Source organism: Pedosphaera parvula Ellin514 (genome assembly GCF_000172555.1).
In the GTDB taxonomy this organism is placed as follows: Bacteria; Verrucomicrobiota; Verrucomicrobiia; order Limisphaerales; family Pedosphaeraceae; genus Pedosphaera.
Genome location: NZ_ABOX02000005.1, coordinates 159806 through 186188 on the forward strand (window position 1 = coordinate 159806; position 26383 = coordinate 186188).

Genomic DNA, 26383 nt, shown 5'->3' on the forward strand with positions numbered 1-26383 from the left:
TTTTTGATGCTGCCTCAGACTGTCCAAGGATTAATTTTACTCTTTGTTAGTAGTCCGCTGTTGCAGCCAAATCAGGTCTTCATTATTAGGAGAATAAGGGCTGTTTCCAGACAATTTTTTTCCAGGAACCAGCGGGGGCATGGTCCGCCCATCCCTCCACTTGTGAATCTCCGAATGCCCATCAGCAAAGGCGAGCCCCGCTGCGTTGCCGTGATAAAAGCCCGGGTAGTTTGCCCAAAGAATTAATGTGCGTTGATTCGGATACCCGGTCATATCCACCGCAAAATAGCCGTCATCGATGGTATCCTCGCGCTCGTCCATTAGAATCCAGGTCATCGATGGCCCGGGATCCGTCATGTCCCCCACTTTCTTTATCACCTTATATCCGGGTGACTCCGCCAGACGACCGGTAGAGAGCCAGCAGTTCATCGAAACACTGCGCACGCGCGGATAACTTGCGCCCCCATGGGTTGAAGTCGACTTGTCACCCGGACATTTCCACACCCCATAACCCTTGCAATAAGGAGCGAGCAAACTTTGGTCAAGCAGGGACGTGTTGGTGTTGTCCGTGCTGTTGCTATAGTCCAAAACACCTGATACCCATGTTTTCCCCACCCCGGATGTGCCGTACGGGAGCGCCAGATTCGGGGGGACTTTATCGTCTGAATCATGCGTGTACATTACCCAGGCAAGTCCGAGTTGTTTCGAGTTGTTCATGCAGGCGATCGCCTGCGCCTTCAGCTTCGCTCTCGTTAAAGCAGGCAACAGCAATCCCGCCAAAATCGCGATGATTGCGATGACGACCAACAATTCGATCAGGGTGAAGCCACTGGAATGGTCCCAGTTGCGACTTTCGTCCGCTCTCCGACAATTTACAACTTTCATATACAACTCCGAAAAATGAAATTTCAGGATAAAGGTATTTGCCTAGCGCACGTTGATTCGGAAGAACTTTTGTGCACCGCTGGCCGGATAGTTCACTGTCTTCCGGGTTCCATCACCGGCCACCGTCTCGACATCCGTCCATGCTCCACCCAGGGAGGTGGTGGACTGCACCACATAAGAGCGTCCAGTTTCCGTAACGAAACTGAAGGACACAGAGTTAGAACTCACGGAGACGTTTTGAATGCTTACGTTGGCCACAATTCCGCCCAGCGGAATGAACCAGCTTACATCCAACGGCGCGCCTGTTACACGGACGGCGTCGATATCTCCTTCGAACAGGCGATTCCCGGCCTGGAACCCGGCAACCCACAAGTCCTGGGCTGTGCCGATGATATTGCTCAATGAGGTGTAGGTCGTGGCTACAGTATTGCCGTCCTGCACGTAATCAACATAAGCACGCAACTGCTTTGCGGTGCCATCATAGATCACAGCCACATGATGCCATTGGCCATCATTCAGCTTTTTCGTTCCGCTGACACTTTTGGCCCCTGTGCCGTCATTGACATTGAATTGCTGGAAGCCGGTCGTATTAATTCGCCACCACCATTCAGGCGGTGTGGCGGATTGTTTGGACAAAATGGACCCGACTTGAGCCTGCCCAATAGTGGTTGTTTTAATGATCGCTTCGAGGGTAATGCTTTGGGTCGGTGTAAAGTTGAACACACCGCCGGGATCAGGAATGCTGACATGGTTCGCGGCAGCGACGGTGAACTCAAGCGCCGACGATCCGCCATAACTCGGACTGCCGATGACATAAGGCAATCCCGTCTTGCTCGCGGTGCCATGGCGCAGGTTCACGCTGGAATCCAGGATCGCTCCAGGAGTTGTATCTGCCGTATCGCCGGGAGCCTTTTCATTAAACTGATAGAACCCAAGGACTGGTTCGTTGTTCACCACCGTAAAACTCCATTGATTGGTGACAGAATTGGCTGGTGAAGCAGTGTCGCCAAACCGGACCACCACTGTATGCAAACCATTTGCCAGCGGCGAAGCGGGTTTATACTGGATGGAAGCGTTAGAGACGGAGGACGTCACCGTGATTCCTGCACTCACATCGTTCCCATCAATGAACATCTTGCAACTTCCAGGCACTACCTGAGTATCCCGGTTCTGCACATCCATTTGGATGGAAGGCATTGGAAATACATGCGTGGCGTTGGTATTCGGACGCACTGCCTTCACGATGGGCGGCAGGGCAACCGTGGTTTGGATGAATTGTGAATTGGTCAGCGCTCCATTGCTGATGCGAATCGCATCAATGTCGCCGTCGAAGTCATTTCCACCACCAATGAAGCCGCCGATTTGAAGATCCGCAGGACGGCCAATACTGTTGGTAAAGAGCACATTCGTCAGCGTCGCCTCCAACTTATAGTCCGCATAGAGCCGGATTTGCGCAGTGTTGGTGTCGTACACCACTGCGACATGATGCCACGCCCCATCGGTCAGGCTATTGGTGCCCGCAAGAAATTTGGCTCCGGTGCCGTCGTTCATCCCAACGGACTGCACTCCATTTGCACTTCCTGGTAACCGCCACCAGAATTCTCCTTCACCATCACCCGTGCCGTTTTTGGCCAGGATGGCGAGATTCGTTCCGGTGCTGGTGCTGCGCAACACGGCTTCCCAGGTAAAGGAGCCTTGGAAATTGAAGCTGCCCGAAGGATCAGGAATCACGACACGATCCGAGCCGGAAGTGAACCTTAGCGCAGAGGAGTTGCCATAATTAAAACTGCCGGTGACATATTGCATTGTGGGGTCGTTGGCGGTGCCGTTACGGCTGTTGCCACTGGCATCCAGAATGGCTCCGTTGGTGATGCTGACCAGGTTGCCCGGAGTTTTCTCATTGAAGTTCCAGTAACCGCGAACCAATGGGTTTGCCACCCAGAATTGCCACTTGTTTGTGATCGAACTCGAGGCGCTGTCGGTGAAGATTAACGTGACGGTGTGTAATCCCACGGCCAGAGGAAATGGGGTGTAGCTGATTTGCGTTCCGGTGGCTGTGCCCGTAATAGCGGGTGTAACACTGGTCCCATCGAGTTTCAACTGGATGCTGCCTGTATTGACCTGCGTATCTGCATTACGAATTGTGGCTTGCACTACAACGTTGCTGCTCTCGTTATTCGCAGCCGAGGCGGGTGAAACTGAAGCGAGAAACGGAACCTGCGAACCCTGAGGAACGAACACGAGATAGTTTGCGTTCAAGCCGGTTGTGCCTGAAACCATTGACAGTTTCAGTGTTTTCACACCGTTCAAGGAGACCCCAACCTCATTACCCAATGCGTCCGTGAGTGGAATAAATGCAAAAGCTTGAGCGCTACCGGTAGGTTGGCCACGGAACACGCCGATAGGCGAAGTGGTCTGTGAGTTGGTGGTGCTGCCGGCAGTTACCTCATCGAGATTCATCACGATCGGAACAGTTCCACTTTTGGAAACACGTGCATAGACATGGTACGTGTTCGCAGGGAACGTGCGGGTGTAGTTTACCCACTCGCCGTTGATGAAATCCCTGGCATTGTAATCGACAACACCTGGATCTACTGCCTGGGCGTCGATATAGTTCTGACGAAGCGCGTCGCTGCTTACAAAGGTGCCCACCTGGTCGCCGGAACGGTACTGAGTGGCTACCGGAGGATTCACTTTATGGTAATCAATTCCTTCCACGCCCACTTGATAGAGGTAATTGTTGGGCCCGGGAGAGCTGGATAACTGCGGATTATCAATGTATTGGCCCCCAGCAAAGTTGTAATCCTCCGCTTCGATAAAGAAGAGGTTTTGCGTGAAAGTATTAAAAGTGTTCGTTTGACCGGCCTGGTGTCCGGCCTGATCGGTTACAGAAATCTCCAGCCGGTAATTTTGATTTGCCGTCAAGGCAGGAAGTGAAGCCGTCCAGTCGTTGATGTTTCCCGTAAGCTGTAACTGGCTGGAAATGTTTGTTCCACTCAGAATGGCATGGATGTTCGCCGCCGTGACTCCAATGGTCGGAGATTTTACACTGAAGCTCGCAGTGGCGGCGGAAAAAAAGCTCGCTCCATCTACCGGCACCACGTTGGCTATATAGGTCAGAGGCTGAACAAAGTCACTGGTCAGCAGTGCACCCGTGGAAATGCGAACAAAATCGATGTCCCCATCGAATTGTCGATTTCCGGCCTGAAAAGCTCCGATCCACAGGTCCTTGTCGTTGCCGATGATATTTCCCAAAACGGCCGACGCCGGCGCACCATCCAGCGCGTAATCCACATATACACGCACCTGCTGGGCAGTTGCGTCGTACTCGGCTGTGACGAGATGCCATTGACCATCATTCAGCTTGCGGGTGCCACTGACGTTCCGGCTTGTTGTGGTATCGTTGATAAAAAACTGCTGGGTGCCGTTGGCGTTGATACGCCACCACCATTCGCCGGATACGCCAGCTACAGCACCCTGTTTCGCCACCATGCAGCCAACCCCATCCTGACCGATGTTGGTTGTCCGAATCATCGCCTCCAGAGTGAAGCTCTGCGATGAAGAAAAATTGAAGTTGCCAATCCCCGTGTCAGGAACTGTCACATGATCCGGGCCGAGTGTGAAGCGCAAGGCTGAGGTCCCGGCATAATTCGTGTTTCCACTCACATACAACACCCCGGCGTCACTCATCGTGCCTGGTCGCGCATTGCCGCTGGAATCGAGCAGGGCACCGGCGGTGAGGTCTGCTGTGTTGCCGGGTGTTTGTTCGTCGAAGCGCCAGTAGCCGATGACCTGTGCATGGACCATTCCTGCGAGGAAGAAACTTAAGATCCAGAGAATGCCACCCGTCAGTCTGTAATTCCGTTTCATAACTTTTGTTTGCCTTTCGTGGGCAGTAACTCCCCGACTGAATTCAAAGGACGAGTCATCGCGCGTCTGCCGATTCGCAGATTGGATGGTTTCGCCTGTGCCATCATGGTTCGTGGAGCGGTTCCAAGTTATGGCTGGTCCTCCCGTCATTCAAACGGCAAACGCTGGTCAGTTCACCTTACCAGTGGGCAGGCACGACAAATGGCAATATTTAGCAGAAGAAGAATTTGCGCGTGCTTATGAGTTACTCGAAGCTGGGCTGCCGGTCAGCTGAAAGTTTCGCCTTTGACCAATTCCGGCGTAAGTCGAATTTCCTTTTGCAGCAGTGGCATGCCCGATGCCAATTGGATTACCATGCGGGAGGCCACCTTGGCATAGTGCCGAGGATTCAAGGCATAGCGGGCGACGGTTGGAACCATGTATTCCAAAAACGGATCATGGTCCCGCGAAATCAACAGTGCATCCTTGGGAAAGCGCAACCCGCGCTTAAGCAAATAACCAACTACCGTTAACGCAGCAGCCGAACGTGCCACTAAAAAAGCAGTGGGAGGTCGCGAACTTGCGAACAAGGCATCCAATCGATGCACAATCCCTTCAGGCGAACTGTCATGCCAGACGATTTCCGGAGCAGGAGCAGCAGGAGCAAATTGGGTGTGCGCTTCATGAACCCCTTCCACACTTTCCAGGTCCCCGGCAAAACCGCCGGTATGAATAATGAAAGCAATACGTTGGTGGCCGCGCGCATAAAATTGCGACACCGCATGGCGGCAGACTGCGCGTTGATCCAGATCAAGGGAGGGCAATGAAATGCCGTGGTGGGATGACCCCATGAGCAGGCAGGGGACCTTTTGCTCAGAAAACCATCGTTGCATGCGTGCTGAGGAAAGCCACAGCACCCAACCGGCAGCGCGAGTCTGTTGAACTAGTCCTGCCAATGATTTTTTGGGGTTCTCCCGGTAAAACCGTTCGCCGTAATGAATCTCCAAACGGTACCCCGCCTCGGTAAGATGATCCCGCAATTCATCGATCCAAAACAATGTCAACGGAGGAACAGCATACAGCGGCAGCGGTGTGAGCAGACCTACCACGTTGGTGACCTGTTTGCCGGCCAGGGCAGGACGCAGGATGCGTCGGCAGCGAGTGCTATCCACGCGCAGCCAGCCTTCTTTCTCCAACTTTTCAAGCGCTGCCCGCAAGGTCGGACGACTGACCTTCAATCGTTCGCAAAGCAGTCTTTCTCCCGGAAGCCATTCGGTCCAGATTCCACTCATCATTCCGTCGCGGAGAATGTCAGCCACCTGACTGGAGAGCGAAACGCGCTTTGGTACTAAAAGTGACATCGGATAAACCAAGTCTATCCCTGCGGTGGCGTCAATACAGCAAAGAATTTTGGAAGGGAGATAAAAAGTGAGGTCGATTCGTTAAATGCAGGCACACTCGCCGGGAGCAATTTGAAGTGACCTGCAATTACTACTAACTGCGGCGGGCTTCGACCTGGGGGCAGGAATCCTCTCTGGTTTCGGCAATGCGTGCTGGCCTTGGTTTTATGGCCAACAGCAACAACCCGACGACGAACAAACCTGCGGCGGAGATTTGAAAGATCAGACTTAGATCCACATGCGCATCCTTCATCCGTCCGCTGGCGTAGATCATGATGCCTCCGGCCACACAACTGACCAGATTCAGCAGACCATAGCCTGTGGCGCTGTATCGCTCATTCACCAGTTGACGCAAAATGGGCATGTGATTGGCGTCAAAAAAGCCGCGTCCTAATCCGAAGACCACCAGTCCGGCGATAGCCATTGGCAAAGTATCCGTCACTGCGCTCAGAAATAGGCATGGACCAGCAATACAATAGCCGATGGCCGGAACGAGTGTGCGTGCACGCGGGTTGGTGCGACTCCATTTGTCCGCCCAGGCGCCGCCCAGGAGCACTCCCAGGAAGGAGGCTGTTTGAATATACCCGGTGGCCGACAAGCCTGCCGCACCCAGACCCAAATGAAAGTGTTCCTTGAGATACGTGGGGAGCCATCCGTTGATCGACCAGTTGGCTGAGCCGACGAGAGCGTTCAGAGCAAAGAGAATCCAGAAGGAAAAAACACCGAAAAGACCGAGCAAGATCGCAGGAATACCCAGAGGCTTGGCGGATGTGGTAGAGCTCTCCTGACTGGCCGTGTCCAACCGGGGCACATCCCGCAAATAAAACGCCAGCAAGATCGCATAAGCCACGCCGAAGGCACCAAAGATGCCGAAGCCTGCGCGCCACCCATAATATTTTGCCAGGTATCCTCCCACACCACCCAACGCCGCACCGGCATAGACTCCACTCATGTGTAAGCCGGTCGCCAACGAACGAGTTGAACCGCGATGGTAGTCGCAGATGAGAGCCAGGGCTGCGGGAATGTAACAAGCCTCGCTTATTCCCATCAGCGCCCGGGCCAGCAGCAAGTGTTCGAAGGTCTTCACGTAACCGGTAACCCAGGTGAGCAACGACCAGACGAACAGGCTGCCCAAAATGACCTTGCTGCGGCTGAATCGGTCTGCCAGGAACCCACCGAAGGGACTTAGCAGTCCGTAAACCCATAGGAACACAGAAGTCAACAATCCGAACTGCGCATCCGTCATTGGAATCGCCGCCTTGATCGGGTCACGCATGGTCGTGATCATCAAGCGATCCAGGTAATTCAGGAGCGCGACCACCCAGAGCAAGCCGACTACCAACCAGGCACGCCTGGTTACGGCTGAAATTCCTGGCGCTTGGGCTTGCCTGTTCATTTTACGTCTTTGTCAGTGCGGGAAATATTCGTCCACCACACTTCCGGCGTGCGTTCGCGAGGACGAAGCTCGCCGTTTAGCACGACGATATGGCCACGCCACTGCACCGCCGGTGCGGTCGCCCGTGAGAAAGGCACCTCGCCCGGGATAGACCAAGTGCCATTTTTAATATCAAACGCCAACACCTCGCGCGAGAAACCGGGATGTTCCGTTAGCGGCTGAAAATCGACTTTCGTTCCATCATCACCTGAAAGAACAAGCAGATGATCAGTGCCGATGGCTGGCGAAGGCGCGGCAACAACGGGGTGAGGGAGATCAGTCAGACGTTGCCATCCCTTGCCGGGAGTAAAGCGATACGCATCCTGTAAATATTCCCGTACTGGTTTGCCGGTTGGTCCTGCTTTCAAATGCGCGCCGCTGAACAAATAAAAAGATCCTCCGGATGCACCGGCAACGGCAAGCATGCGCGCCGGTCCGGGCCACGGTTCCAACTCCTCCCAGTGCGGTTTTTTCGCAGACAGGTCCAGCTTCCAGAAGGTCTTCAAGGCTTCCGTTGCGGTAGGCGTTTCCGTGCCGCCTGCCACATAGATTGTGTGGTCAATAATTGTGCCGCAGAAATTGGCGCAGGGCTTCGGCAGGGCTGGCATGGGAATGCACTCGAGCTTCCCTTGATGCCAAACGAGGCGAAACACATCCGGGTAATGGCGATTCGCATCACTGCCTCCGATGCACACAATGCCATTCTCCGTCGTAACGGAGACACCGTAGCCGAGTGGATGAGGCAGCTTGAAGCCGGTTTGCCACGGACCATCGGGTTGCTCCAATACAAAGACCGAGTCGTACCAAACCTTATCAAAGCTGCTTCCCCATTTGTCCCCTTTGATATTGGCGCCGCCGGCAAATATGAGTGCATCATTGCTCACCCCGGCAAAGCCGCCAGCAAAACCTTCCCGGTCAGGGACGGGCGGAAGTTTGGTCCAATGAAGAGGCATGGCATTAGGATGCGAGCCGGTGGTTTGACAACCCGTTTGGGTAATTAACATGTAAATTCCCAGCATGAATGGAGCGAGCGCTTTTCGAATAAACCTATGGGTGCACTGGCTTTTCACATGAGACGTAAAATGTGCTTCAGTTTACCGCCAGTTGCAACGAACTTGAAATCATTCATTTGGACCACGAGTCCTTGCCCCCGGTGAGCCATTCGAGATTGAACCGGGCTACCGTGAGCAGCTTTTGGCGCTCGTAGAAGCAAAGGATGGTGCCATCGGGAAGCACGGCCATGTCCGAATAGGCGCTTGGCCCCTCTTCCAGGGTTTGGTGCACCGGCCAACTCCTGGCTTCGTCGTAGCTCAACTTAATGGTGAGATTCCTGCGGTCGCGATGTGCTCCCGGCTGCTCATTTCCTTTGGCGCTGGAGAGATTTTCAGGATTGGAGAACAAGACCCGGTTCGTTTTGTTCGCTGGCATTGTGGAGAGGCGGATGAGACTGGCCATGCAGACTGGTTCCACCAAAGCATCGTCAAAGTGTGGCTTGGTCCAATGCGTTGCTCCGTCGGGACTGGTAGTCACCAGCCGGCGATTTGGCTTGGATGCGCTACGGATATTCAGCATCACGCCCCCATCTGCAAGCTCCATGGCGATGGTCTCATTCGGTTCGACCCAGTCCGCGGTGTTCGGGGCGGCGATTTCTCCGTGCTGCCAGGTCCGGCCATGGTCGTCGCTATAAATGGTGGTTGCGACCGAGGGGCCATGACCTTTGGCACCGGTCGATATCCAAACTGGAACGACCAGGCGGCCATTGCTCAGTTGGATGCCGTGTCCTGGGCCGGTGGCGATGACGTTGCAATCATAGGCAGGGCGGAAGCTTTCAAACGCGGCGCTGATATCGGCCGGCTTGGAGAAAGTCACGCCATCGTCATCGCTCCGCAGGTAGAAGCACTTTTGATAATTGACGCAGTAAAGAAAATGCACTGTACCCGTCTGACGATCCACGATTGCCACTGGATTATTTACAGTCTGGTCCGTGTCATTGCCTGCTTTCCGGCGGATGGCAACCGGGCTGCGGGGCAATCTTGGACCAAAATGGGCAATCTGGCGGGGCGGTTCCCAGGTTTTGCCTCCGTCAGTGCTGCGACGCAGGAAGGTTTCGCTCTCAGCCCAGTCACTGTTGCTGTTCTTGCGCGCTTCGCAATAGGCCAGCAGCGTGCCGTTGGTGGTGACCACGATTCCGGGAATGCGGTAGAGGGCGTGTCCTTCTTCACCGGCTTTGAATAGATCGATTTTCTCGATGAATCCTGGGGCGGCCTGGGTGATCCCGGCAATGGCCGGCAGGAGCAACAGCACAGCCAGGAGTGTTGCAATTTGCAAATGTGGTCGGAAAGGCTTTTGATAACTCATGATACTCAAACACGGTATTGGAATCGTGGACGATAATAGAATCAGTTTTGTTCAGGCACCAGATTTGTTTGCTGGTAAGTTATTATGACCAGCGGCTCGACGGCCGTGGATGAAGGTTTCTAGCAAAGCGAAGTATACTCCCAAATTATTCGAAGAACGCTGTGACCGGGAGACGCGGTACGTCCATAACATTTTCTAATTTATGTGATTGTCGTGTAAATTATTTTAGCTTATGCTTCGTTAACCAAAGGCGCGTGATTGCAGGGTTTTTTTTCAGTTTAGATTTACCGCACAAGTTTAGTTTTGATAATTCAAACGTGTGTGTTGGTGTCCAATTCTGAAGAGGAATGTTGTATATATTTAGGCCAAGAAAGTCAGGTGAAGGCGGGAACGGATCTGGTAGATTGCCTCTGACCTTGCATTATGCCGGCAGTTTTAACGGTGCTTCTGGTTAATAAGTTCTTTCCGGCAGTGTCTGTCGTTAGTTTTTCGATTCATTCTTATTGTTTATCCCCTACGGAAAGCTGCATGAAACGCCGATGGGAACATTGGCAATCGATTTGCTTGGACGCAGGTATGCTGAAAACTTTCACATCATTCAGTTCACAGCAGATGTATCGGGTTCTGAGCCGAGGATTTCGTCTGGCAGTCTTCTGCATGCTTGCTTGTCCCAGTTTGCATGCTTCACAGACTGTAACGCTGGCATGGAACAAGAGCCCGGATACCAATGTTGTCGGCTACAACGTTCATTATGGAACCCAAAGCGGTAATTATCAGCAAATGATATCTGCCGGAACCAATAAGACGGTAAAAGTGACTGGCCTGACTGATGGTCTTACAAACTACTTTGTTGTGACAGCCTATAATAAGCAAAATGTGGAAAGCACTCCTTCAAATGAAATTTCGTTTATAGCGCCGGGACGCCTTTTTATCGCTCCCAAAGCAAAACCGTCTGCCACCTCTACGATTATTTCATTTCCGGCAGCCTCAGGGCATTACTATGAAATTTACGCTTCGGAGAACATGAACTCGTGGACGAACGTTTACAAATCTCCGGTGGCCACCACAAATTCCTTTTTACATTTCACGAACTCATTAATTTACCAGCATCGCTTTTACAAACTGGTTCTCCATTGATGGACGCAAGATGGAGAGAAAGGTTGGTAATATAAAAGGGAAGGGTTCGAATTTCCACGTTGCACCGGATTTTTCGGCTTTCAGATCATGGTTCTCTTCGTTAGCGTACGGTTATTGGGCCGCAGGGCAGGTTGGTCAAGCCTTGCGCAGATGTCGTTTCCAGGCAGGCAATCTGTCAAGGGGCCCGGTTGGTTTTGGATCAGTGGAGTGGTCCAGGAGCATCTGGGTAAAACAGGGGGAATTGCAGAATGAACATTGCCCAGCTGCAAAATGCAAGGGGGAGTGTCCAAAATTTAGATGGCAAAAAGAGTGTGTTTGTACTGAAACGAGACATTTTTTAATGAAAATACATGAAATTGGCCTCTTTTTAGCTTGGCATTGCAGATGCTAGGGATACTGTATGCAAAAAACACCGATATACTTAACTGTTATCCTGATGTTACCGCTTGCTATCATTCTCCGGAAACTGCGTTCTGCGTTGGAAGCGAAAGTGCCGGTTGGCTATCAAGATGAAAGTGGTTTTCATGTCGGCGTGAAGTCTAATGGTGCAAAATCCTGGCCTTCCCTCTGGTAATATATTGCACAATCAAGATTTCAAGCCGCGATGAGGCTCTTCACTCTTGAGTTGGGGCTAATTGTCGTCGGTTTTCTTTGGGGATAACGTCGGTTTCCGCGTCGTAAAATCAGGCCAGCCCAGGAAATTGAAATAGTTCCCACCCGTTTCCAGTCGTTTCTTGGCTATCGGTAATTTTTAAAGGATCAGTGTAGGTAGCGCCTTCTTCAGCTTTGCTCCTTCGTCACTTTCCAAAAGTGGTTTAATTCGCAAGCCACATGCCTTTCCAAAATACTGCACACATTGGACTGTGCACCATGTCCCTATAGCATCCGCCATCCCACCATGCGGGTCATCACTGCAGGTATCAAAGGGGAGTCGTTGATTGGCAGCATGTGTTCCATAATTGAATTCGGAAATGAGGGCGAGGACTCAAAAGTCGCAACAAGGCTCTGACAAGGGTTAACTTTTAGCCTAAAATTTATGCCTCCTGTTAAACGTGACTCATGCGTCCACTGAACCGCTTCCAGATCGCCACATTGTGGCCCGAGTGGAAGCCGGAAGAATGGATGACAACAATGAATTGAGACGAACATGAGGTCCCCGATTTCGTGGACACGCAAGCGAGATTCATGTTGATGGTTAGTTTAGTTGGTTTTCACAGTCCACAGGTGATTGGTAACCGAGCGAGCTGTGGAGCCTGGTTCGGTCGTAAAAGACTTCGATCCACTCGAAGGTACGCAGGCCTGCTGATTTCCGATCCGGGTAGATACGGACTGGCAACTTTAGTGGTATGGCACCTTAAGTGGATTTTCAGTAGGATGCGCTCCTCGAGTGAGATCCGATGCCTACAAACGAGACGAGGGGTTGCAGAGTTGTCCTGTTGGAGCATTAAGGAATCGAATTATTCGTAAATCTAATGGGAAATACGCTTTGGCATGCTGCTTGCGGTTGAGATTTCCAGAAAATCCACTCACCGTGGTGCGGGACAGAATCGCAAATACCGATGAGAGACTGGCAATTTGAGCATACAAATTCATCAAAAAGAAGATTGTAGCAAGGGCTAAAAGTGTGTAATTGAAACAATTGCGAGTTGTCTCGTGGAGCTTAAAAAAACAAGACAACTGCGACGAAGGACTTGGTGAGGGGGAGTTAACTGTTTAGAAGAGAAAAATGTCCGAGGGACATTTGGCGTGGTAGCAGCCGCGTGTTTTTGGGTTTTAGAGATGGTGACAGTTGCCGGGCTGGGGAGAGGCGGCATCTCCTGCCTGGGCAGGTTTGGTGCGGGCTGTCGGAAAAAATAGGGTATCGGAAGTATTCATTTGCGGAGACGTACGGTGCCAGAGAGAAAAGTTGAGAGAAAGCATTCTCGCCAACAAGTGCGGAGCCTTGTTTAAATCTGGTCCAGCACTGTCAAACGGCCGCGAAATTCGGGGGCGGGAGCCATTATTGAGTGGTTGCTGCACATGAGTAGAAAGTGCACTGACTTGACCAGTTGTAAAGTGTCGGAATTGCATAGGTCGTGTTTGTTTTTTGGAGTTTTGAAGAATTTGGTTGGGTTAGAGGCTTTGTGGGATGCCAGATAGGATTTGTTTGGAGCCTGAAATTAGTTCACAGAAAAGTCACAGAAAAAATGTTGCCTCGAGATGTAAATGTAGATTAAATGCTCGACTCCTAGCTCTAGTGAGCCATGGCCAATGGAGCATAGTCGTTTAACGAAAATCAGCCAACCGAAACCCATTAAACAACTTTTCCCGTGGTCGCCCAAACGATTTCAATGCCGATGAATTCTCCCGCCTGGTATTGTGCGCGGACAAAGCCGAAGCACGAGCACATTGCGGCGGCGAATTTGCTGCGGCATGCCAACGTGGAGGTTTTCAATCCCCGTTTAAGGGTGGAAAAGGCGACTCGCCGAGGAGTAATTCGAGTTTCCGAGCCCCTCTTTCCTTGTTACATTTTTGTTCGATGCGTGATCGAGGAGAAGTTGAACGATATCAGATATGCGAATGGGATAAGTACCATTGTCCATTTTGCAAACAGGATTCCGCATATCTCCGATAGTGTGGTAGTTGAGCTGCAAGAGCATTTCAAAGAGATGCGAGAAGCTATTGTCGATCAAAGACTTAGCGTTGGGCCTTAGTGATCCTGGCGGAACAAGCCTTCCTTGGAATGAGAGCTTCCGTGCTGGAGTTTTTGCCAGCGAAGCAACGGGTACGCGTCCTGCTTGATTTTCTGGGTCGACCCACGCCCGTAGAAGTGGATAGGAACTCAGTGGCATTGGAAAAGTCTTCTGTGATGGCTGGATTGCTGGTTGGTGGAATCCAATTGGAAAAACAAAGTAATTTTTTGAAGAAAAGGGCAGGGGAAATCGTTGTTTAGTGGTTCGGCCCAAGTCAAGGCAGTGCAAGAGGTCTCATTAATCAGATGTTTAAAGAACCTAACTGTAGCGATGTTAATTTTTGTAAAGAATTAATCAGTGATTGCGATCACTGACTCTAAAACTATGGCTTCTCGGATTGCGAATACAAACCAGGTGCGGAATGGCACCTGGCATGAAGCGCCTGTGTACTCAACCTCTCCCCCGGTGCCGCCATGGCTGCGGGCCTGGGATGTCACGTTAATTCTGCTGGTGTTGCCATTGGTTTTGCCGGTAATGCTGGTGATAGCCATTTTAATCCGGATCAGCTCCCGGGGGCCGATCTTGTTCCGACAGGAGCGCATAGGATACCTGGGCAAGGGGTTCATGTGCTTGAAATTTCGAACCATGGTGGCGGGCAACGACACCAAAACACACCAAGGACATCTGAAGCAGTTAATGAAAGCGGATGTTCCGATGGTAAAGATGGACATGAAGGGAGATCCCCGAATCATACCCTTTGGAGTCATTCTGCGCGCCTCCGGCCTGGATGAGCTGCCACAACTGTTCAACGTGTTGCAAGGTGAAATGAGCCTGGTTGGGCCGCGGCCATGTGTGCGTTATGAGTATGAAAACTATGAGTTGTGGCAGAAGGAGCGGTTCAACACGCTGCCGGGGCTTACCGGGTTATGGCAGGTGAGTGGAAAAAACAAAACCACCTTTGATGAGATGATCCGGCTGGATATCGCCTATTCGAGAAACAAAACTCCCGGATTGTATCTCAAAATCATTTTGAAGACGGTCCCTGCGATTATTGTGCAGATGCTGGAAACCCGCAGATCGCGAAAGGAACTCTCGCGAGCCGGCACCCAGCTGCAGAGCTCTCAAAGAGAGCCGCTGAATGGCAGGGTGAGCGCAGATGCAAAGTAACCTGTTCTTTCCTGCGCCGTAGAAGTTCCAGAACTCAGAAAAAACCATGACAAAGCAAATAAAAGTTGGCGTTGTTGGATTGGGCTATTGGGGTCCAAATCTGGTGCGTAATTTCAGAGTCCTTTCGGATTGCAGCCTGAAACTAATGTGCGACATGAACACGGCACGACTGTCGCATCTTAAAGCGTTATATCCCGAGGCGGAATGCGAAACGGACTTTAACCGCATGCTCACCGAAGGCGGCCTGGATGCGGTAATTATCGCCACCGCAGTCCGATTGCACTATCCCATGGCCAAAGCCAGCCTGCTGGCGGGGAAACATACCTTCATAGAAAAGCCAATGGCCATGTCATCAGCAGAATGTGAAGAGCTGATTGATATAGCTCAGAAAAAAGGGTTGGTGCTGATGACCGGGCACACATTCCTTTATTCGCCGGCCGTAAGAAAGATCAAGGAAATCGTCGATTCCGGAGACATCGGGGAAATACGATACATTTGCGCGCGCCGTTTAAATTTGGGGCTTTTCCAAAAAGATATCAATGTTGCCTGGGATTTGGCTCCGCACGATATTTCGATCATTCTCTCGATCATAGGGGAGCAACCTCACACGGTGAATTGTCGTGGGAGCGCCCATATCACACCTGGAATTGAGGACGTTACCACCATGTGCCTGAGCTTTCATAAACAGCGCACGGCCATCATCCACAGTAGCTGGCTTGATCCGAGAAAGATCAGGGAGATGACGATCGTGGGCAGCAAGCGGATGATTGTTTATGATGACGTAGCCCCGTTGGAGAAGATTAAGATATTTGATGCCCGGGTTGATCGCCCACCGCATTACGATACTTTTGCTGAATTTCATTACGCATACCATTACGGTGATGCCTACGTTCCGTACTTAAAGCAGGAGGAGCCGTTAAAGACGGAGTGCCAGCATTTCCTTGACTGTATTAAGCACGGCAGGGATCCGATATCCGGCGGCAAGCAGGGTTTGGAACTTGTGCGCATATTGGAAGCATCCTCGGCTTCCTTAAAGCAAGGTGGCGGGCCGGTGGACCTCAAGCCGACAGGCAACAAGCTGCGGATAGCATTATCATTCCCCAATACGCCGGCAGTGCCTTCCGGAAATGGCAGGCACACCAATGGCAATGGCCATGCGAATGGCAAAAGTAACGGCAACGGCAACGGCAACGGCCATGCGAATGGCAAAATTACTGGCAACGTCAAGGTAGCCAAGCGTCTTAAAAAATCGCGATAGAGATCAGGGCATAAAAGGCATGAGTACGCCGGTGCAAACCTTTCAGCAGATTGCGTCCAACGTGAAGTTGGGCAAAAACGTCAAGATTTTTGCATTCACGAACCTTTATGGATGTGAACTGGGGGACGATGTCAAAGTTGGAACTTTCGTGGAGATACAAAAGGGAGCCCGGATCGGGAATCGTTGTAAAATCTCCAGTCACAGTTTCATTTGCGAAGGAGTGACCCTGGAGGACGATGTGTTCATCGGGCACAGCGTCACTTTTACAAACGATCGTTATCCACGGGCCACGAATGCAGGCGGGCAGTTGCAGACCGAGTCAGATTGGTCCTGCGTACCCACGCTGGTGAAGCGGGGGGCATCCATAGGATCCGGTGCGACTTTGCTCTGCGGCATAACGATTGGCGAGAATGCAATGGTGGGTGCGGGCAGTGTGGTGACCAAGGATGTTCCGCCTAACGCGGTGGTGGCGGGTAATCCGGCGAGAGTGGTCAAAACCCTGGCCGCTGGCGGGCAGCGGTAAAAACGCCCTTGCGTTACGAAGAGGACCCGGTTTAAGGCCTGATCGAAGTCCGCTGCGACGGTGGTGCCGTGTGGTTTGTAGTTTCTGAACCGCATGGAAACGGCTTAGGCATGGTTAAAACGTTTGAAACTTATCGAACATCCTCTCCCTGCGATTCTTCAGAAGGCCGACAGCACGGAATTCGTCCCGACGCAGCAAGCCGCGGATTTTCGGGTGCAAACCATTGACCCGGTTCGGAACAAGAACTGGGAGGATCAAGCGGGCCACTTTCCGGCCTATTCCCTGTTCCACAGCGCGGCATGGGCGAGAGTGTTGCAAAAGACTTATGCGTTCACTCCCACGTATTTTGTCAAAGGTGAAGGCAAGGTTCCTGAAGCCATGCTGCCGGTGATGGAGGTGAACAGCTGGCTTACCGGAAGGCGTGGAATCTCGCTGCCCTTCACCGATGATTGCACATCGTTGGGTTTGAATTCGGAATCAGTGAGGCATTTGTTTTGGGAGGCGGTTCGATTTGGGAAAGAACGAAACTGGAAATACCTTGAGTGCCGAGGGGGCCGGGAGTGGTTGCCAGAAGCTTGTGCTTCGCTTTCATTTTACGGGCATATCCTGGAATTGAAGCCTGATGAAGAGTTGATGTTTGCCGCGCTGGATCCTTCCGTGCGCCGGGCGATACGAAAGGGAAGAAAGGATGGGATTCGAGTGGAGGTTAGCGACTCGCTCGAGGCGGTTCGTTTGTTTTATGCCCTGCTGTGCAAAACCCGGAGAAAGCATGGATTGCCGCCCCAGCCATTTAAGTTTTTCGAGAATATATATGATGAGATTATTTCGAAACAGATGGGGAAGGTAGTCACGGCCATGTATGGGCAAAAGCCGATCGCGGCGGGGGTTTATTTTCAGGCCAATGAAAAGGGTATATACAAGTATGGAGCTTCCGATGAGGCGTTCCAACATTTGCGCGGCAACAACCTGGTGATGTGGGAAGCGATAAAATGGCACCTGCAACATGGCTTCAAATCATTGCATATGGGCAGGACTTCGATCGGCAACGAGGGGCTAAGAAAGTTCAAGCTGGGATGGGGATGCGAGGAACACCAGGTGGAATACATTAAGTACGACTTGAGGAAACAGAAGTTTGTCCAGGACAAGGACGAAGCTTTCGGGTGGCATAATACGCTGTTTCGATGCATGCCAGGATTTCTCTCGAAAGTGGCGGGGGCGCTGCTTTACAAGCACGTGGCTTAAAGAGAGTGCAGAACAATAGTTTGGAGTCAGAGCACCGGAGCAGCTTTCAGGAAACACATGAATGAAAGACGACAGGTTGAGCCATCCGCCGGGATGGGATTGGGAGATGTTTACTTTGTGCTGTTCAGGCACAAATGGAAAATCATCATCCTTGCGGCGGCGGGGCTGATCGCCGCGGCAGCATTCCATCTCAGCCAACCCCCGTTGTACGTATCGGAGGCGAAGCTATTCATCCCATATGTTTTGGAGACACGGTCGGCCAGTGCAATCGGAGGTGATTCCCAAATCAAGCCAACAGACGCAGGCGGTCACTCGATCATAGATGCCGAAGTTGAGATACTGGGGAGCCTGGATTTGGTGGAGAAGGTGGTGGATAATGTCGGGGCTGAAAGAATTCTGGCAAAAATGGGTGGAGGCAAGGATCGTGCGGTTGCGGCTGCGATAGTGAGGGGAAATCTCATGGTTGAAGCGGCGGCGAAAGCGAGTGTCATCCATATTATGTTCCAACATCCTGATCCCGAGATAGTGCAACCAGTGTTGCGGGAGCTGGTCAGCGCTTATTTTAAAATGCATGGAGAGATTCACCGTTCGGGAGGACTTTCATACGACTCCTTGACACAGGAGACAGATCAACTGCGTTCCCGGCTGAATGATACCGAGGAGGCATTGAGGAAGGAAAAGGCAAAAATCGGGGTGATTTCCCTGGGGGACGCCGAGAATTCCTATGCCCAGCAGATTTCAAAGATCCAACAGGATCTGTTAAATGCCGAAGCCGAACTCGAGGAACGCCAGGCTGCCCTGGCGGCACTGTCGCAGTCTTCATTCTTGCCCGTTGTAGAAACAAACAAGGTGAGGGAGGTCAAAGCTGCGCCTCCAGTTCCCAAGGAGAAGGCAGCAGACTATAAGCGCATTTGGGCACGTTTGGATGCTTTAACAAAGAAGGAAAGTGAGCTGATGTTGCAGTACACCGATGAAAATGAGTTGCTCAAAGAGGTTCGCCACCAAGCAGCTGTGGTTGCAAAGCTGAAAACTGATCTGGAGGAGCAGTATCCTTCACTTCTGACAACCCCCGTGATCAGCCACGAAGGGGCACCGAAAGAAAACAACAACAACAACCTGCTTTTGGCTGCACAATCCGCGCAGATCACGGCATTGGGAGCAAAGATAAAAGTGCTTAATTCGCAGTTGGAACGGGTCAAAGCGGAGGCTGCCAGTTTCGCGGACAAGGAACCAGCCATCCTCGAACTACAGCGAAGAAAGCAGCTCCAGGAGACGAATTATCAATACTTTGCAACCAGCTTGGAGAAAGCGCGCATAAATGAACAATTGGGAGAGGGAAAGCTTTCAAATATCAGCCAAATTCAAGCCCCGTCCCCGCCGGTCAAAGACAGTGCGAAAAGTGCCAAGAAAGTGGCCATGATAGGGGTTTCCGGAATAGTGGCAGGCTTGGGTTGGGCGTTTTTGATGGAATTATTTCTAGATCAATCTGTCAAACGACCGAAGGATGTGGAAAAGCGGTTGAAAATGCGTTTGTTTCTTTCCATACCGGATGCGAACCGAAAGGGGTTTCGAAACCAGGCCCGGCTGAACGGCAGCAGGAGATTATTGCTAAATGCCGGAGCGGAAAATGTCCTCCAAACGAATGGCAACGGAGCGCTGGAAAAAGCAGAGCCATTAGACCCCGCACCCTGGGAGCCGAGTCATGCGTTGCATTCGTATTATGAAGCCTTGCGCGATCGGTTGGTGGTTCATTTTGAAGTGATCAATCTGACCCGCACGCCGAAACTGGTCGCGGTGACCAGCACGGGGGCGGGTTCCGGGGTGAGCGACATCGCAGCGGGTTTGGCGGCATGTCTTTCAGAGACCGGGGATGGGAACGTGCTGCTGGTGGATATGAACCAGGAACAAGGCGCGGCGCAGCAATTCTTTAAAGGAAAACCAGGGTGCAGTCTGGACGAGGCTTTGGATGCGGAAACCAAAAGTAACACCCTGGTGCAGGAAAATCTTTATGTGGTCACGGAGGGAGTCAGTAATGGCAAACTGCCGCACATATTGCCGAAGAGATTCAGCAACCTCGTTCCAAAGCTGAAGGCAAGCGATTACGATTATATTATTTTCGATATGCCTCCGGTAAATCAAACGAGCGTAACGCCCAGGCTGGCAGGGCATATGGATATTGTCTTGATGGTGATCGAGGCGGAACAAACGGATCGGGAAGTGGTTGAGCGGGCAAATGCGCTCCTGGCCGAATCCAAGGCCAAGGTCGCGGCCGTGCTGAACAAGACGCGGACGTATGTCCCAGCGCGATTGCAGCCAGAACTTTAACATAAACCGGTGATGAGTTAAGAAACAGCTGGTTGTGAGTTGCCAGTTTGTGCTGGGGTGAATGGCGGGTGCGAACCCGGTGCCGGTTCAAACTAAAGCGAGGTTGTCATTTGGAAAATTTCCTTCACCACTCTGCATTCAGCAGCCAGGTTCCCTCTCCAGTTATAATTGTGATTTTATGGCGGCGAGCCGACTTTATTACGATTTAAAGCCTTATATGCCCTGGGGGCTGCGCATCGGACTGCGCAGGGCGATCGCGCGCCGAAAGAGGGTGGCCAATCAGCACCTCTGGCCGATTAATGAAGCGGCAGGAGCGCAACCTCCCGGATGGCGCGGCTGGCCGGATGGGAAGAAATTTGCCCTGGTGCTTACGCATGATGTGGAGGGACCCGGAGGACTGGCGAAATGCCGGGATCTGATGGAGCTGGAGAAGCAACTGGGCTTCCGTTCTTCCCTCAATTTTATTCCTGAGGGGGATTATGTCGCATCGCGAGAATTGAGGGAGGATTTGGCGCGCAATGGATTTGAAGTCGGAGTGCACGATCTGCGCCATGACGGCAAGCTTTATGCGAGCCGCGAGCAATTTGCCGAAAATGCGAAACAGATCAACCATTATCTGAAGGAATGGGGCGCAACCGGATTTCGTTCCGGCTTCATGCATCATAGGTTGGATTGGGCTCACGATTTAAACGTGCTTTATGACGCCTCCACCTTTGATACCGATCCATTTGAACCTCAGCCTGACGGTGTAAACACGATCTTTCCCTTCGTGGTCACCAGCCCAGGGAAAAGCAGCTACGTTGAACTGCCTTATACCTTGCCGCAGGATTCGACCTTGTTCATCATTTTGCGGGAAAAAGGGATTGATATCTGGAAAAGAAAACTGGATTGGATTGTGCAGAAGGGCGGAATGGCACTTTTAAATGTTCATCCTGATTATCTGAGTTTCAATGCTGAGCAGCGAAAAAGCTCGGAGTATCCAGCGAAGTGGTATGCGGACTTCCTGGAATATGCCAGGGAACAGTACGGCAGCGTGAGCTGGAATGCACTTCCCAACGAGGTAGCCACATGGACGCGGTCCATGCAGCCAGAAGTCGGAGAAAGCCATCGGCCAGAGAAGGCGGGGCCCGCAAGCCAGGGCAATCCAAGTTCTTCCAGTTCCAGATTCACTGTGCTTGAGGAGCGGCAGAAAAGCGCGTGCCCGCCGAAGCGGATCTGCATGATCTCGCATTCATTTTACGAGAATGACAACCGGATCATGCGCTACGCGGAATCCCTGGCTGACCGGGGGGATGAGGTGGACATCTTTTCCTTGAAGAGAGATCCGGCATCCGCTGATGTGGAGACGATCAGAAAAGTGCGTGTGCATCGCATCCAAAACCGGTTCAGCAAGGATCAAAAAGACAAGGCGGGATATTTACTGCCGCTCATAAAGTTCTGGTTTGGGTCATCGCTTTATTTGACCCGCAAACATTTCCAGAAACGGTATGATCTGATCCATGTTCACAATGTGCCTGATTTTCTTGTTTTCGCGGCCTGGTTTCCGAAGGTGAGCGGAGCCAAAATCATTTTGGATATACATGATATTGTGCCGGAGTTTTACTCGAACAAGTTTCAGGTGAAGCCAACCCGCCTGGATGTGCAGATGCTAAAAAAGATCGAATGGGCCTCGGCGACATTTGCCGACCATGTCATCATTTCCAATCACATCTGGCACAAACTTATCACTGCACGCTCCGTGCCGGAGGAAAAGTGCCGGGTGTTTATCAATCATGTAAACCAGAAGGTTTTTTATCCCAGAGTACGTTCCAGGCATGATCATAAGCGCATCATTTTATTCCCCGGGGGCCTGCAATGGCATCAGGGGTTGGACATTGCCATCCGGGCGATGCCTGAGGTTTTGAAGCAGATTCCGGAGGCTGAATTTCACATTTACGGAGATGGAAACATGCAGGCTGAACTGCAGGAATTATCCCGGAGCCTGGGTCTGGAAGAAAAGGTGCGTTTCTTCAAACCGCTGCCTGTGTTAAAAATAGCCGAGGTCATGTCGGCGGCTGATGTCGGGGTCGTGCCGAAGCGTGCGGATTCCTTTGGGAATGAAGCCTACAGCACGAAGATCATGGAATTCATGTCCGTGGGAGTGCCGGTGGTGATATCAGCCACCAAGATTGACCGGTATTATTTTGATGATGCCGTCGTGAAGTTTTTCGAATCTGGAAATTCGAACGCGCTGGCGAAGGCCCTCGTGGAAGTGTTGCAAAATCAAGGTCTGCGCCAGCAAATGGCTGCCGCTGCCTCAGCCTATGCGGCCAGGCATAGCTGGGAAATTGCCAAAACCGAATATCTTAAGCTGGTGGATTCCCTTTGTGCCAACCCCCATGGTTGAGTCATGGAGGTCATACAACCCCGTTGAACATGCCCGCAGTACGATTTGATCGATTGCTCACCCTGTCACTGGCCCGTCCCTTTGGCTGCATCGGGCTGGGAGGAAACAAGGAACGCCTGCCGATACTCATGTATCATAGCATCTCAACGGATGTTGAGAGCGGCACTTCTGATTATTATAAGACATGCACGAGCCCGAAAGTATTTGCCGAGCAGATGGCTGTGCTGAGTAGTGAGGGGTATCAGGCGGTAAGCCTGGCCGAGGGTTTAAAGAGAACGCGGGATGGGAAGCGTGCCGATGGCAAAAATGTCGTGATTACCTTTGATGACGGATTTCGCGATTTTCATACCGAGGCATTTCCAGTTTTGAAGAAATATGGATTTGGAGCCACGATGTTCCTGCCGACTGCCTACATTGGAAATGAGGTGCGGCGTTTCAAGGATCGTGAATGCATGACCTGGAATGAAGTGCGGGAGATGCGGAAAGCTGGAATTGAGTTTGGCTCCCACACTGTCAATCACCCGATACTTTACCAGCTTGATTTCAAAAAGATCCGTGCGGAAATCGAGCAATCCAAAAGCGTGATTGAGGCTGAGTTGGGAGAGCCGATTGGTTCCTTTGCGTATCCGTATGCGTTTCCGAGCGCGGACCGGGGATTCGTGGGAGAATTTGTGGGCTTGTTAAAGGAGGCGGGGTATGCGCAATCGGTCACGACACGGATTGGCCGTGTCGGGCGGAGGGACGATCCTTTCACATTGAAACGGTTGCCGGTCAATTCAGCGGATGATACCTCCTTGTTTGTAGCAAAAATGGATGGAGCCTATGACTGGATGGCACTGCCGCAGGATGCCATAAAAGGGGTGAAATGCGTCATTGGCCGAGGTCAACGAGCCACCAAGAACTAAGATTTGCCGAACCTGACAACCATTCACTTTAATGGAATCCCCTCGTTACCTCATCATAACACCGGTCCGGAATGAAGAAGCCAATTTGCGGGACACGGTTGAATCCGTGGCCCGGCAAAGCATTCGTCCTGTAAAATGGGTGATCATCAACGATGGTTCCACGGACCGGACGGGAGTGATTGCCGATGAGGCGGCGCGGGAGCACGACTGGATCAAAGTGGTGCACCGGAAGGATCGCGGTTTCCGTAAGTCCGGGGCGGGCGTGATTGAGGCATTTTATGATGGTTATGAACTGATCAAAGGCGAAGCCTGGGATTATTTGATCAAGCTCGATGGGGATTTGTCGTTCGCGACGGATTATTTCGAGAAGTGCTTTGCCCGGTTCAAGCAGGATGAGCGCCTGGGGGTTGGGGGCGGGATGATTTGTGTGAACACGCCGGAGGGCGTGCAGGAGGAAGCGAAGGGGGACCCGGCGTTCCATGTTCGTGGGGCGACAAAAATATATCGTCGGGCGTGCTGGGAGGCGATTGGGGGAGTGTTGCGCGAGACGGGTTGGGATACGCTGGACGAGGTGAAGGCAAACATGCTGGGTTGGCGGACGTATACTTTCAGGGACGTGCCAATCATGCATCATCGGGAAACGGGCGGCGCGGATGGAACGTGGAAGAACTGGGTGAAGAATGGGCGGGCAAATTATGTGGTGGGTTATCATCCATTGTTCATGCTTTGCAAATGTGCACTGCGTTTATGGGAGCGGCCGTATGTGATTGTTTCGGCGGGGTTGCTTTATGGTTTTGTAATGGGATATGTGCGGCGGTTGCCGTGCTCGCGAGAGCCGGATGTGGTTCGGTATTTGAGGCGGGAGCAGATGCGGCGGTTGATGTTGAAGAGCAGCATCTGGGCGGGGAAGTGAGGAGTCATCATCCCTGGTATTAAGACGGTATGTGCGGCATTGCAGGCAAATTGTTTCTGGACAGGTCGAGGAGTGTTCGGCAATCGGACATTCAGCGGATGCTGGATGCGATTGCGCATCGGGGGCCGGATGCGGAGGGGATTCACCTGGATGGGTATGTGGGGTTGGGGCATCGGCGGTTGTCGATCATCGATTTGAGCAGTGGTGCGCAGCCGATGTGCAATGAGGATGGGAAGGTGTGGATCGTTTTTAACGGGGAGATTTATAATTTCCAGGAATTGCGGAAGCGGTTAGTGGCGCAAGGGCACAAGTTCAAGTCGCATTGTGACACCGAGGTGATCCTCCATTTGTATGAGGAGTTGGGGGAGGATTGTGTGCGGGAGTTGCGGGGGATGTTTGCGTTTGCGATCTGGGATGCGGTGAGGGGGCGGTTGTTCGTGGCGCGGGATCGGGTCGGGATCAAGCCGTTGTATTATGCGGTGACGAAGGAGGGATTTTATTTCGGGTCGGAGTTGAAGGCGATTATTGCGGATGGAGGGATTAAGCGGGAGGTCAATCGGGGGGCGATTCGGCGGTTTTTGTCGTTCAATTATGTGCCGGGGGCGGAGACGTTGTTGAAGGGGATTGTGAAGTTGTTGCCGGGGCATTGTTTGACGGTGGAAGGGGGGAAGGTGCAAGGGCGGCGGTATTGGGATTTGAAGTTTACGCGGGAGCGGTGGGAGCGCTCGATGGAGGAGGCGGTGGAGGAGTTGCAGGGGTTGTTGAATGAGACGGTGCGGGGCCACATGATTTCGGATGTGCCGGTGGGGGTGTTGCTGAGTGGAGGGGTGGATTCTTCGGCGATCCTGAGCATGGCGACGGGGAATACGGATAAGAAAGTGCGGACGTTTACGGTCGGGTTCAATGGGGGCGGCGTGGTGGATGAGCGGCCGTTTGCGAGGTTGTCAGCGGAGCGATTTGGGACGGAGCATCATGAGGTGACGATTTCGGCAGAGGATTTTTCGAATTTTCTGCCGGCGTATGTACGGCATATGGAGGAGCCGGTGTGTGAGCCGCCGGCAGTGGCGTTGTATTATGTTTCGAAGCTGGCGCGGGGGCATGTGAAGGTGTTGCTTTCGGGTGAGGGAGGGGATGAGGCGTTTGGGGGTTATCCGAATTATCCAAACATGATGCAGTTGCAGGGGATCGGGAGGGCGGCGGGTGTTTTGGCGCGACCGATGGGAGCGGGGGCCTCATTGGCCGGAAAATTGCTGAAGGAGAAGCGGTTGGTGCGTTATGGCTCGGCGTTGGGGCGGCCGTTGGGGTCGCAGTATTTCAGCCGGACGGCGGGGCCGACTTCGTTTTTTAACTGTGAGGGAGAGAATTTTTTTACGGATGAGTTTTCGGCGGGGACGGCAGGGGTGTCGGCCGAGGGGTTGGTTGGGGAGTTGTTGGAGCGGGTGAAGGAGGAGCCGTGGTTGAATCAGATGTTGTATGTGGACTCGATGACATGGCTGCCGGATGATTTGCTGGTGAAGGCGGATAAGATTACGATGGCGAATTCGCTGGAGTTGCGGGTGCCGCTGCTGGATCACATGGTGCTGGAGTTTGCGGCGTCGCTGGCGCCGGAGTTGAAGGTGAAGGGAAAAGAGACGAAGCGGGTGTTAAAGCAGGCTTTTGCGGGGATTCTTCCAGCGGAGGTGATTCACCGTAAGAAGGCGGGTTTTCCGGTGCCGTATGAGTTGTGGATGCGGTATGAGTTGAAGGGGCAGATTGAGGGTGTTTTGCTTTCGGAGCGGGCGCTGGGGCGGGGTTATTTTCGGAAAAGTGAGGTGCAGCGGTTGTTGGAGGCGAACGCGCGGCACGGAAAGTTTTCGAAGGAAGTTTTTTCGCTGTTGGTGCTGGAGTTGTGGCATCGGGAGTTTTTGGATGGGGCAAAGTGAATTTTG

At 52.3% G+C, this 26383-nt stretch carries 18 protein-coding genes; 12 read left to right on the forward strand and 6 right to left on the reverse strand.

Annotation, left to right across the window (positions count from 1 at the left end; translation table 11 throughout):
• Positions 1 to 36 precede the first annotated feature (36 nt).
• From CFLAV_RS05720 to CFLAV_RS05745, 6 genes are all read right to left on the reverse strand, one after another.
• The gene (locus tag CFLAV_RS05720) at positions 37 to 885 is read right to left on the reverse strand and encodes a type II secretion system protein (protein WP_007413703.1); all 849 of its coding nucleotides are present in this window, start codon (positions 883 to 885) and stop codon (positions 37 to 39) included.
• Positions 886 to 927: 42 nt separating this feature from the next.
• Complete coding sequence (locus CFLAV_RS05725) at positions 928 to 4755, reverse strand: LamG-like jellyroll fold domain-containing protein (RefSeq protein WP_160164496.1); 3828 nt, start codon at positions 4753 to 4755, stop codon at positions 928 to 930.
• 266 nt (positions 4756 to 5021) lie between these two features.
• Positions 5022 to 6095, reverse strand: a complete 1074-nt coding sequence (locus CFLAV_RS05730) for a substrate-binding domain-containing protein (protein ID WP_007413705.1) — start codon at positions 6093 to 6095, stop codon at positions 5022 to 5024.
• 133 nt (positions 6096 to 6228) lie between these two features.
• Positions 6229 to 7530: an MFS transporter gene (locus CFLAV_RS05735; protein WP_007413706.1), complete on the reverse strand. Its 1302-nt coding sequence runs from the start codon at positions 7528 to 7530 to the stop codon at positions 6229 to 6231.
• Complete coding sequence (locus tag CFLAV_RS05740) at positions 7527 to 8573, reverse strand: galactose oxidase (RefSeq protein ID WP_160164497.1); 1047 nt, start codon at positions 8571 to 8573, stop codon at positions 7527 to 7529. The genes CFLAV_RS05735 and CFLAV_RS05740 overlap by 4 nt, the downstream gene beginning before the upstream one ends.
• 121 nt (positions 8574 to 8694) lie before the next feature.
• The gene (locus CFLAV_RS05745) at positions 8695 to 9927 is read right to left on the reverse strand and encodes a sialidase family protein (RefSeq protein WP_007413708.1); all 1233 of its coding nucleotides are present in this window, start codon (positions 9925 to 9927) and stop codon (positions 8695 to 8697) included.
• Between the two features lie 528 nt (positions 9928 to 10455).
• Between CFLAV_RS05745 and CFLAV_RS31900 the strand changes: the two genes are divergently transcribed.
• The 12 genes from CFLAV_RS31900 to asnB all read left to right on the forward strand — a co-directional run bounded on the left by CFLAV_RS31900 (position 10456) and on the right by asnB (position 26377).
• Complete coding sequence (locus CFLAV_RS31900) at positions 10456 to 11064, forward strand: fibronectin type III domain-containing protein (RefSeq protein ID WP_050785638.1); 609 nt, start codon at positions 10456 to 10458, stop codon at positions 11062 to 11064.
• A 400-nt stretch (positions 11065 to 11464) separates the two neighbouring features.
• Entirely contained in the window at positions 11465 to 11638 is a 174-nt protein-coding gene (locus tag CFLAV_RS34730) for a DUF4102 domain-containing protein (RefSeq protein ID WP_007413710.1), read from the forward strand.
• A gap of 1762 nt (positions 11639 to 13400) precedes the next feature.
• Positions 13401 to 13757 carry a transcriptional activator RfaH gene (locus CFLAV_RS37820; protein ID WP_160164499.1) on the forward strand — a complete coding sequence of 119 codons (357 nt, stop codon included), beginning with the start codon at positions 13401 to 13403 and terminating at the stop codon, positions 13755 to 13757.
• Between the two features lie 363 nt (positions 13758 to 14120).
• On the forward strand, positions 14121 to 14903 hold the full coding sequence (locus CFLAV_RS05765; protein ID WP_007413713.1) for a sugar transferase: 783 nt from the start codon (positions 14121 to 14123) through the stop codon (positions 14901 to 14903).
• Positions 14904 to 14949: 46 nt separating this feature from the next.
• Entirely contained in the window at positions 14950 to 16161 is a 1212-nt protein-coding gene (locus tag CFLAV_RS05770; protein ID WP_007413714.1) for a Gfo/Idh/MocA family protein, read from the forward strand.
• A gap of 19 nt (positions 16162 to 16180) precedes the next feature.
• Complete coding sequence (locus CFLAV_RS36835; protein ID WP_007413715.1) at positions 16181 to 16684, forward strand: acyltransferase; 504 nt, start codon at positions 16181 to 16183, stop codon at positions 16682 to 16684.
• A gap of 123 nt (positions 16685 to 16807) precedes the next feature.
• Positions 16808 to 17926: a lipid II:glycine glycyltransferase FemX gene (locus CFLAV_RS05780; RefSeq protein WP_007413716.1), complete on the forward strand. Its 1119-nt coding sequence runs from the start codon at positions 16808 to 16810 to the stop codon at positions 17924 to 17926.
• Positions 17927 to 17983: 57 nt separating this feature from the next.
• Positions 17984 to 20251: a GumC family protein gene (locus tag CFLAV_RS05785; RefSeq protein WP_007413717.1), complete on the forward strand. Its 2268-nt coding sequence runs from the start codon at positions 17984 to 17986 to the stop codon at positions 20249 to 20251.
• Positions 20252 to 20429: 178 nt separating this feature from the next.
• Positions 20430 to 22637, forward strand: coding sequence for a glycosyltransferase (locus tag CFLAV_RS33655; protein ID WP_150107290.1), 2208 nt, complete (start codon positions 20430 to 20432; stop codon positions 22635 to 22637).
• Between the two features lie 29 nt (positions 22638 to 22666).
• Positions 22667 to 23542 carry a polysaccharide deacetylase family protein gene (locus tag CFLAV_RS05795; RefSeq protein ID WP_007413719.1) on the forward strand — a complete coding sequence of 292 codons (876 nt, stop codon included), beginning with the start codon at positions 22667 to 22669 and terminating at the stop codon, positions 23540 to 23542.
• A 31-nt stretch (positions 23543 to 23573) separates the two neighbouring features.
• The gene (locus tag CFLAV_RS05800; RefSeq protein ID WP_007413720.1) at positions 23574 to 24455 is read left to right on the forward strand and encodes a glycosyltransferase family 2 protein; all 882 of its coding nucleotides are present in this window, start codon (positions 23574 to 23576) and stop codon (positions 24453 to 24455) included.
• Between the two features lie 29 nt (positions 24456 to 24484).
• Positions 24485 to 26377 (forward strand): asparagine synthase (glutamine-hydrolyzing), encoded by a 1893-nt coding sequence (gene asnB / locus CFLAV_RS05805; RefSeq protein WP_007413721.1) that lies wholly within the window; start codon positions 24485 to 24487, stop codon positions 26375 to 26377.
• Positions 26378 to 26383 lie beyond the last annotated feature (6 nt).

Coding starts and splice junctions, on each gene's coding strand:
- CFLAV_RS31900 (WP_050785638.1), top strand. CDS start 10,456: ATGAAACGCCGATGGGAACATTGGCAATCGATTTGCTTGGACGCAGGT.
- CFLAV_RS36835 (WP_007413715.1), top strand. CDS start 16,181: ATGAGTACGCCGGTGCAAACCTTTCAGCAGATTGCGTCCAACGTGAAG.
- CFLAV_RS05795 (WP_007413719.1), top strand. CDS start 22,667: ATGCCCGCAGTACGATTTGATCGATTGCTCACCCTGTCACTGGCCCGT.
- asnB (WP_007413721.1), top strand. CDS start 24,485: ATGTGCGGCATTGCAGGCAAATTGTTTCTGGACAGGTCGAGGAGTGTT.
- CFLAV_RS37820 (WP_160164499.1), top strand. CDS start 13,401: ATGAATTCTCCCGCCTGGTATTGTGCGCGGACAAAGCCGAAGCACGAG.
- CFLAV_RS33655 (WP_150107290.1), top strand. CDS start 20,430: ATGGCGGCGAGCCGACTTTATTACGATTTAAAGCCTTATATGCCCTGG.
- CFLAV_RS34730 (WP_007413710.1), top strand. CDS start 11,465: ATGCAAAAAACACCGATATACTTAACTGTTATCCTGATGTTACCGCTT.
- CFLAV_RS05735 (WP_007413706.1), bottom strand. CDS start 7,530: ATGAACAGGCAAGCCCAAGCGCCAGGAATTTCAGCCGTAACCAGGCGT.
- CFLAV_RS05745 (WP_007413708.1), bottom strand. CDS start 9,927: ATGAGTTATCAAAAGCCTTTCCGACCACATTTGCAAATTGCAACACTC.
- CFLAV_RS05765 (WP_007413713.1), top strand. CDS start 14,121: ATGGCTTCTCGGATTGCGAATACAAACCAGGTGCGGAATGGCACCTGG.
- CFLAV_RS05725 (WP_160164496.1), bottom strand. CDS start 4,755: ATGAAACGGAATTACAGACTGACGGGTGGCATTCTCTGGATCTTAAGT.
- CFLAV_RS05730 (WP_007413705.1), bottom strand. CDS start 6,095: ATGTCACTTTTAGTACCAAAGCGCGTTTCGCTCTCCAGTCAGGTGGCT.
- CFLAV_RS05800 (WP_007413720.1), top strand. CDS start 23,574: ATGGAATCCCCTCGTTACCTCATCATAACACCGGTCCGGAATGAAGAA.
- CFLAV_RS05785 (WP_007413717.1), top strand. CDS start 17,984: ATGAATGAAAGACGACAGGTTGAGCCATCCGCCGGGATGGGATTGGGA.
- CFLAV_RS05740 (WP_160164497.1), bottom strand. CDS start 8,573: ATGTTAATTACCCAAACGGGTTGTCAAACCACCGGCTCGCATCCTAAT.
- CFLAV_RS05720 (WP_007413703.1), bottom strand. CDS start 885: ATGAAAGTTGTAAATTGTCGGAGAGCGGACGAAAGTCGCAACTGGGAC.
- CFLAV_RS05770 (WP_007413714.1), top strand. CDS start 14,950: ATGACAAAGCAAATAAAAGTTGGCGTTGTTGGATTGGGCTATTGGGGT.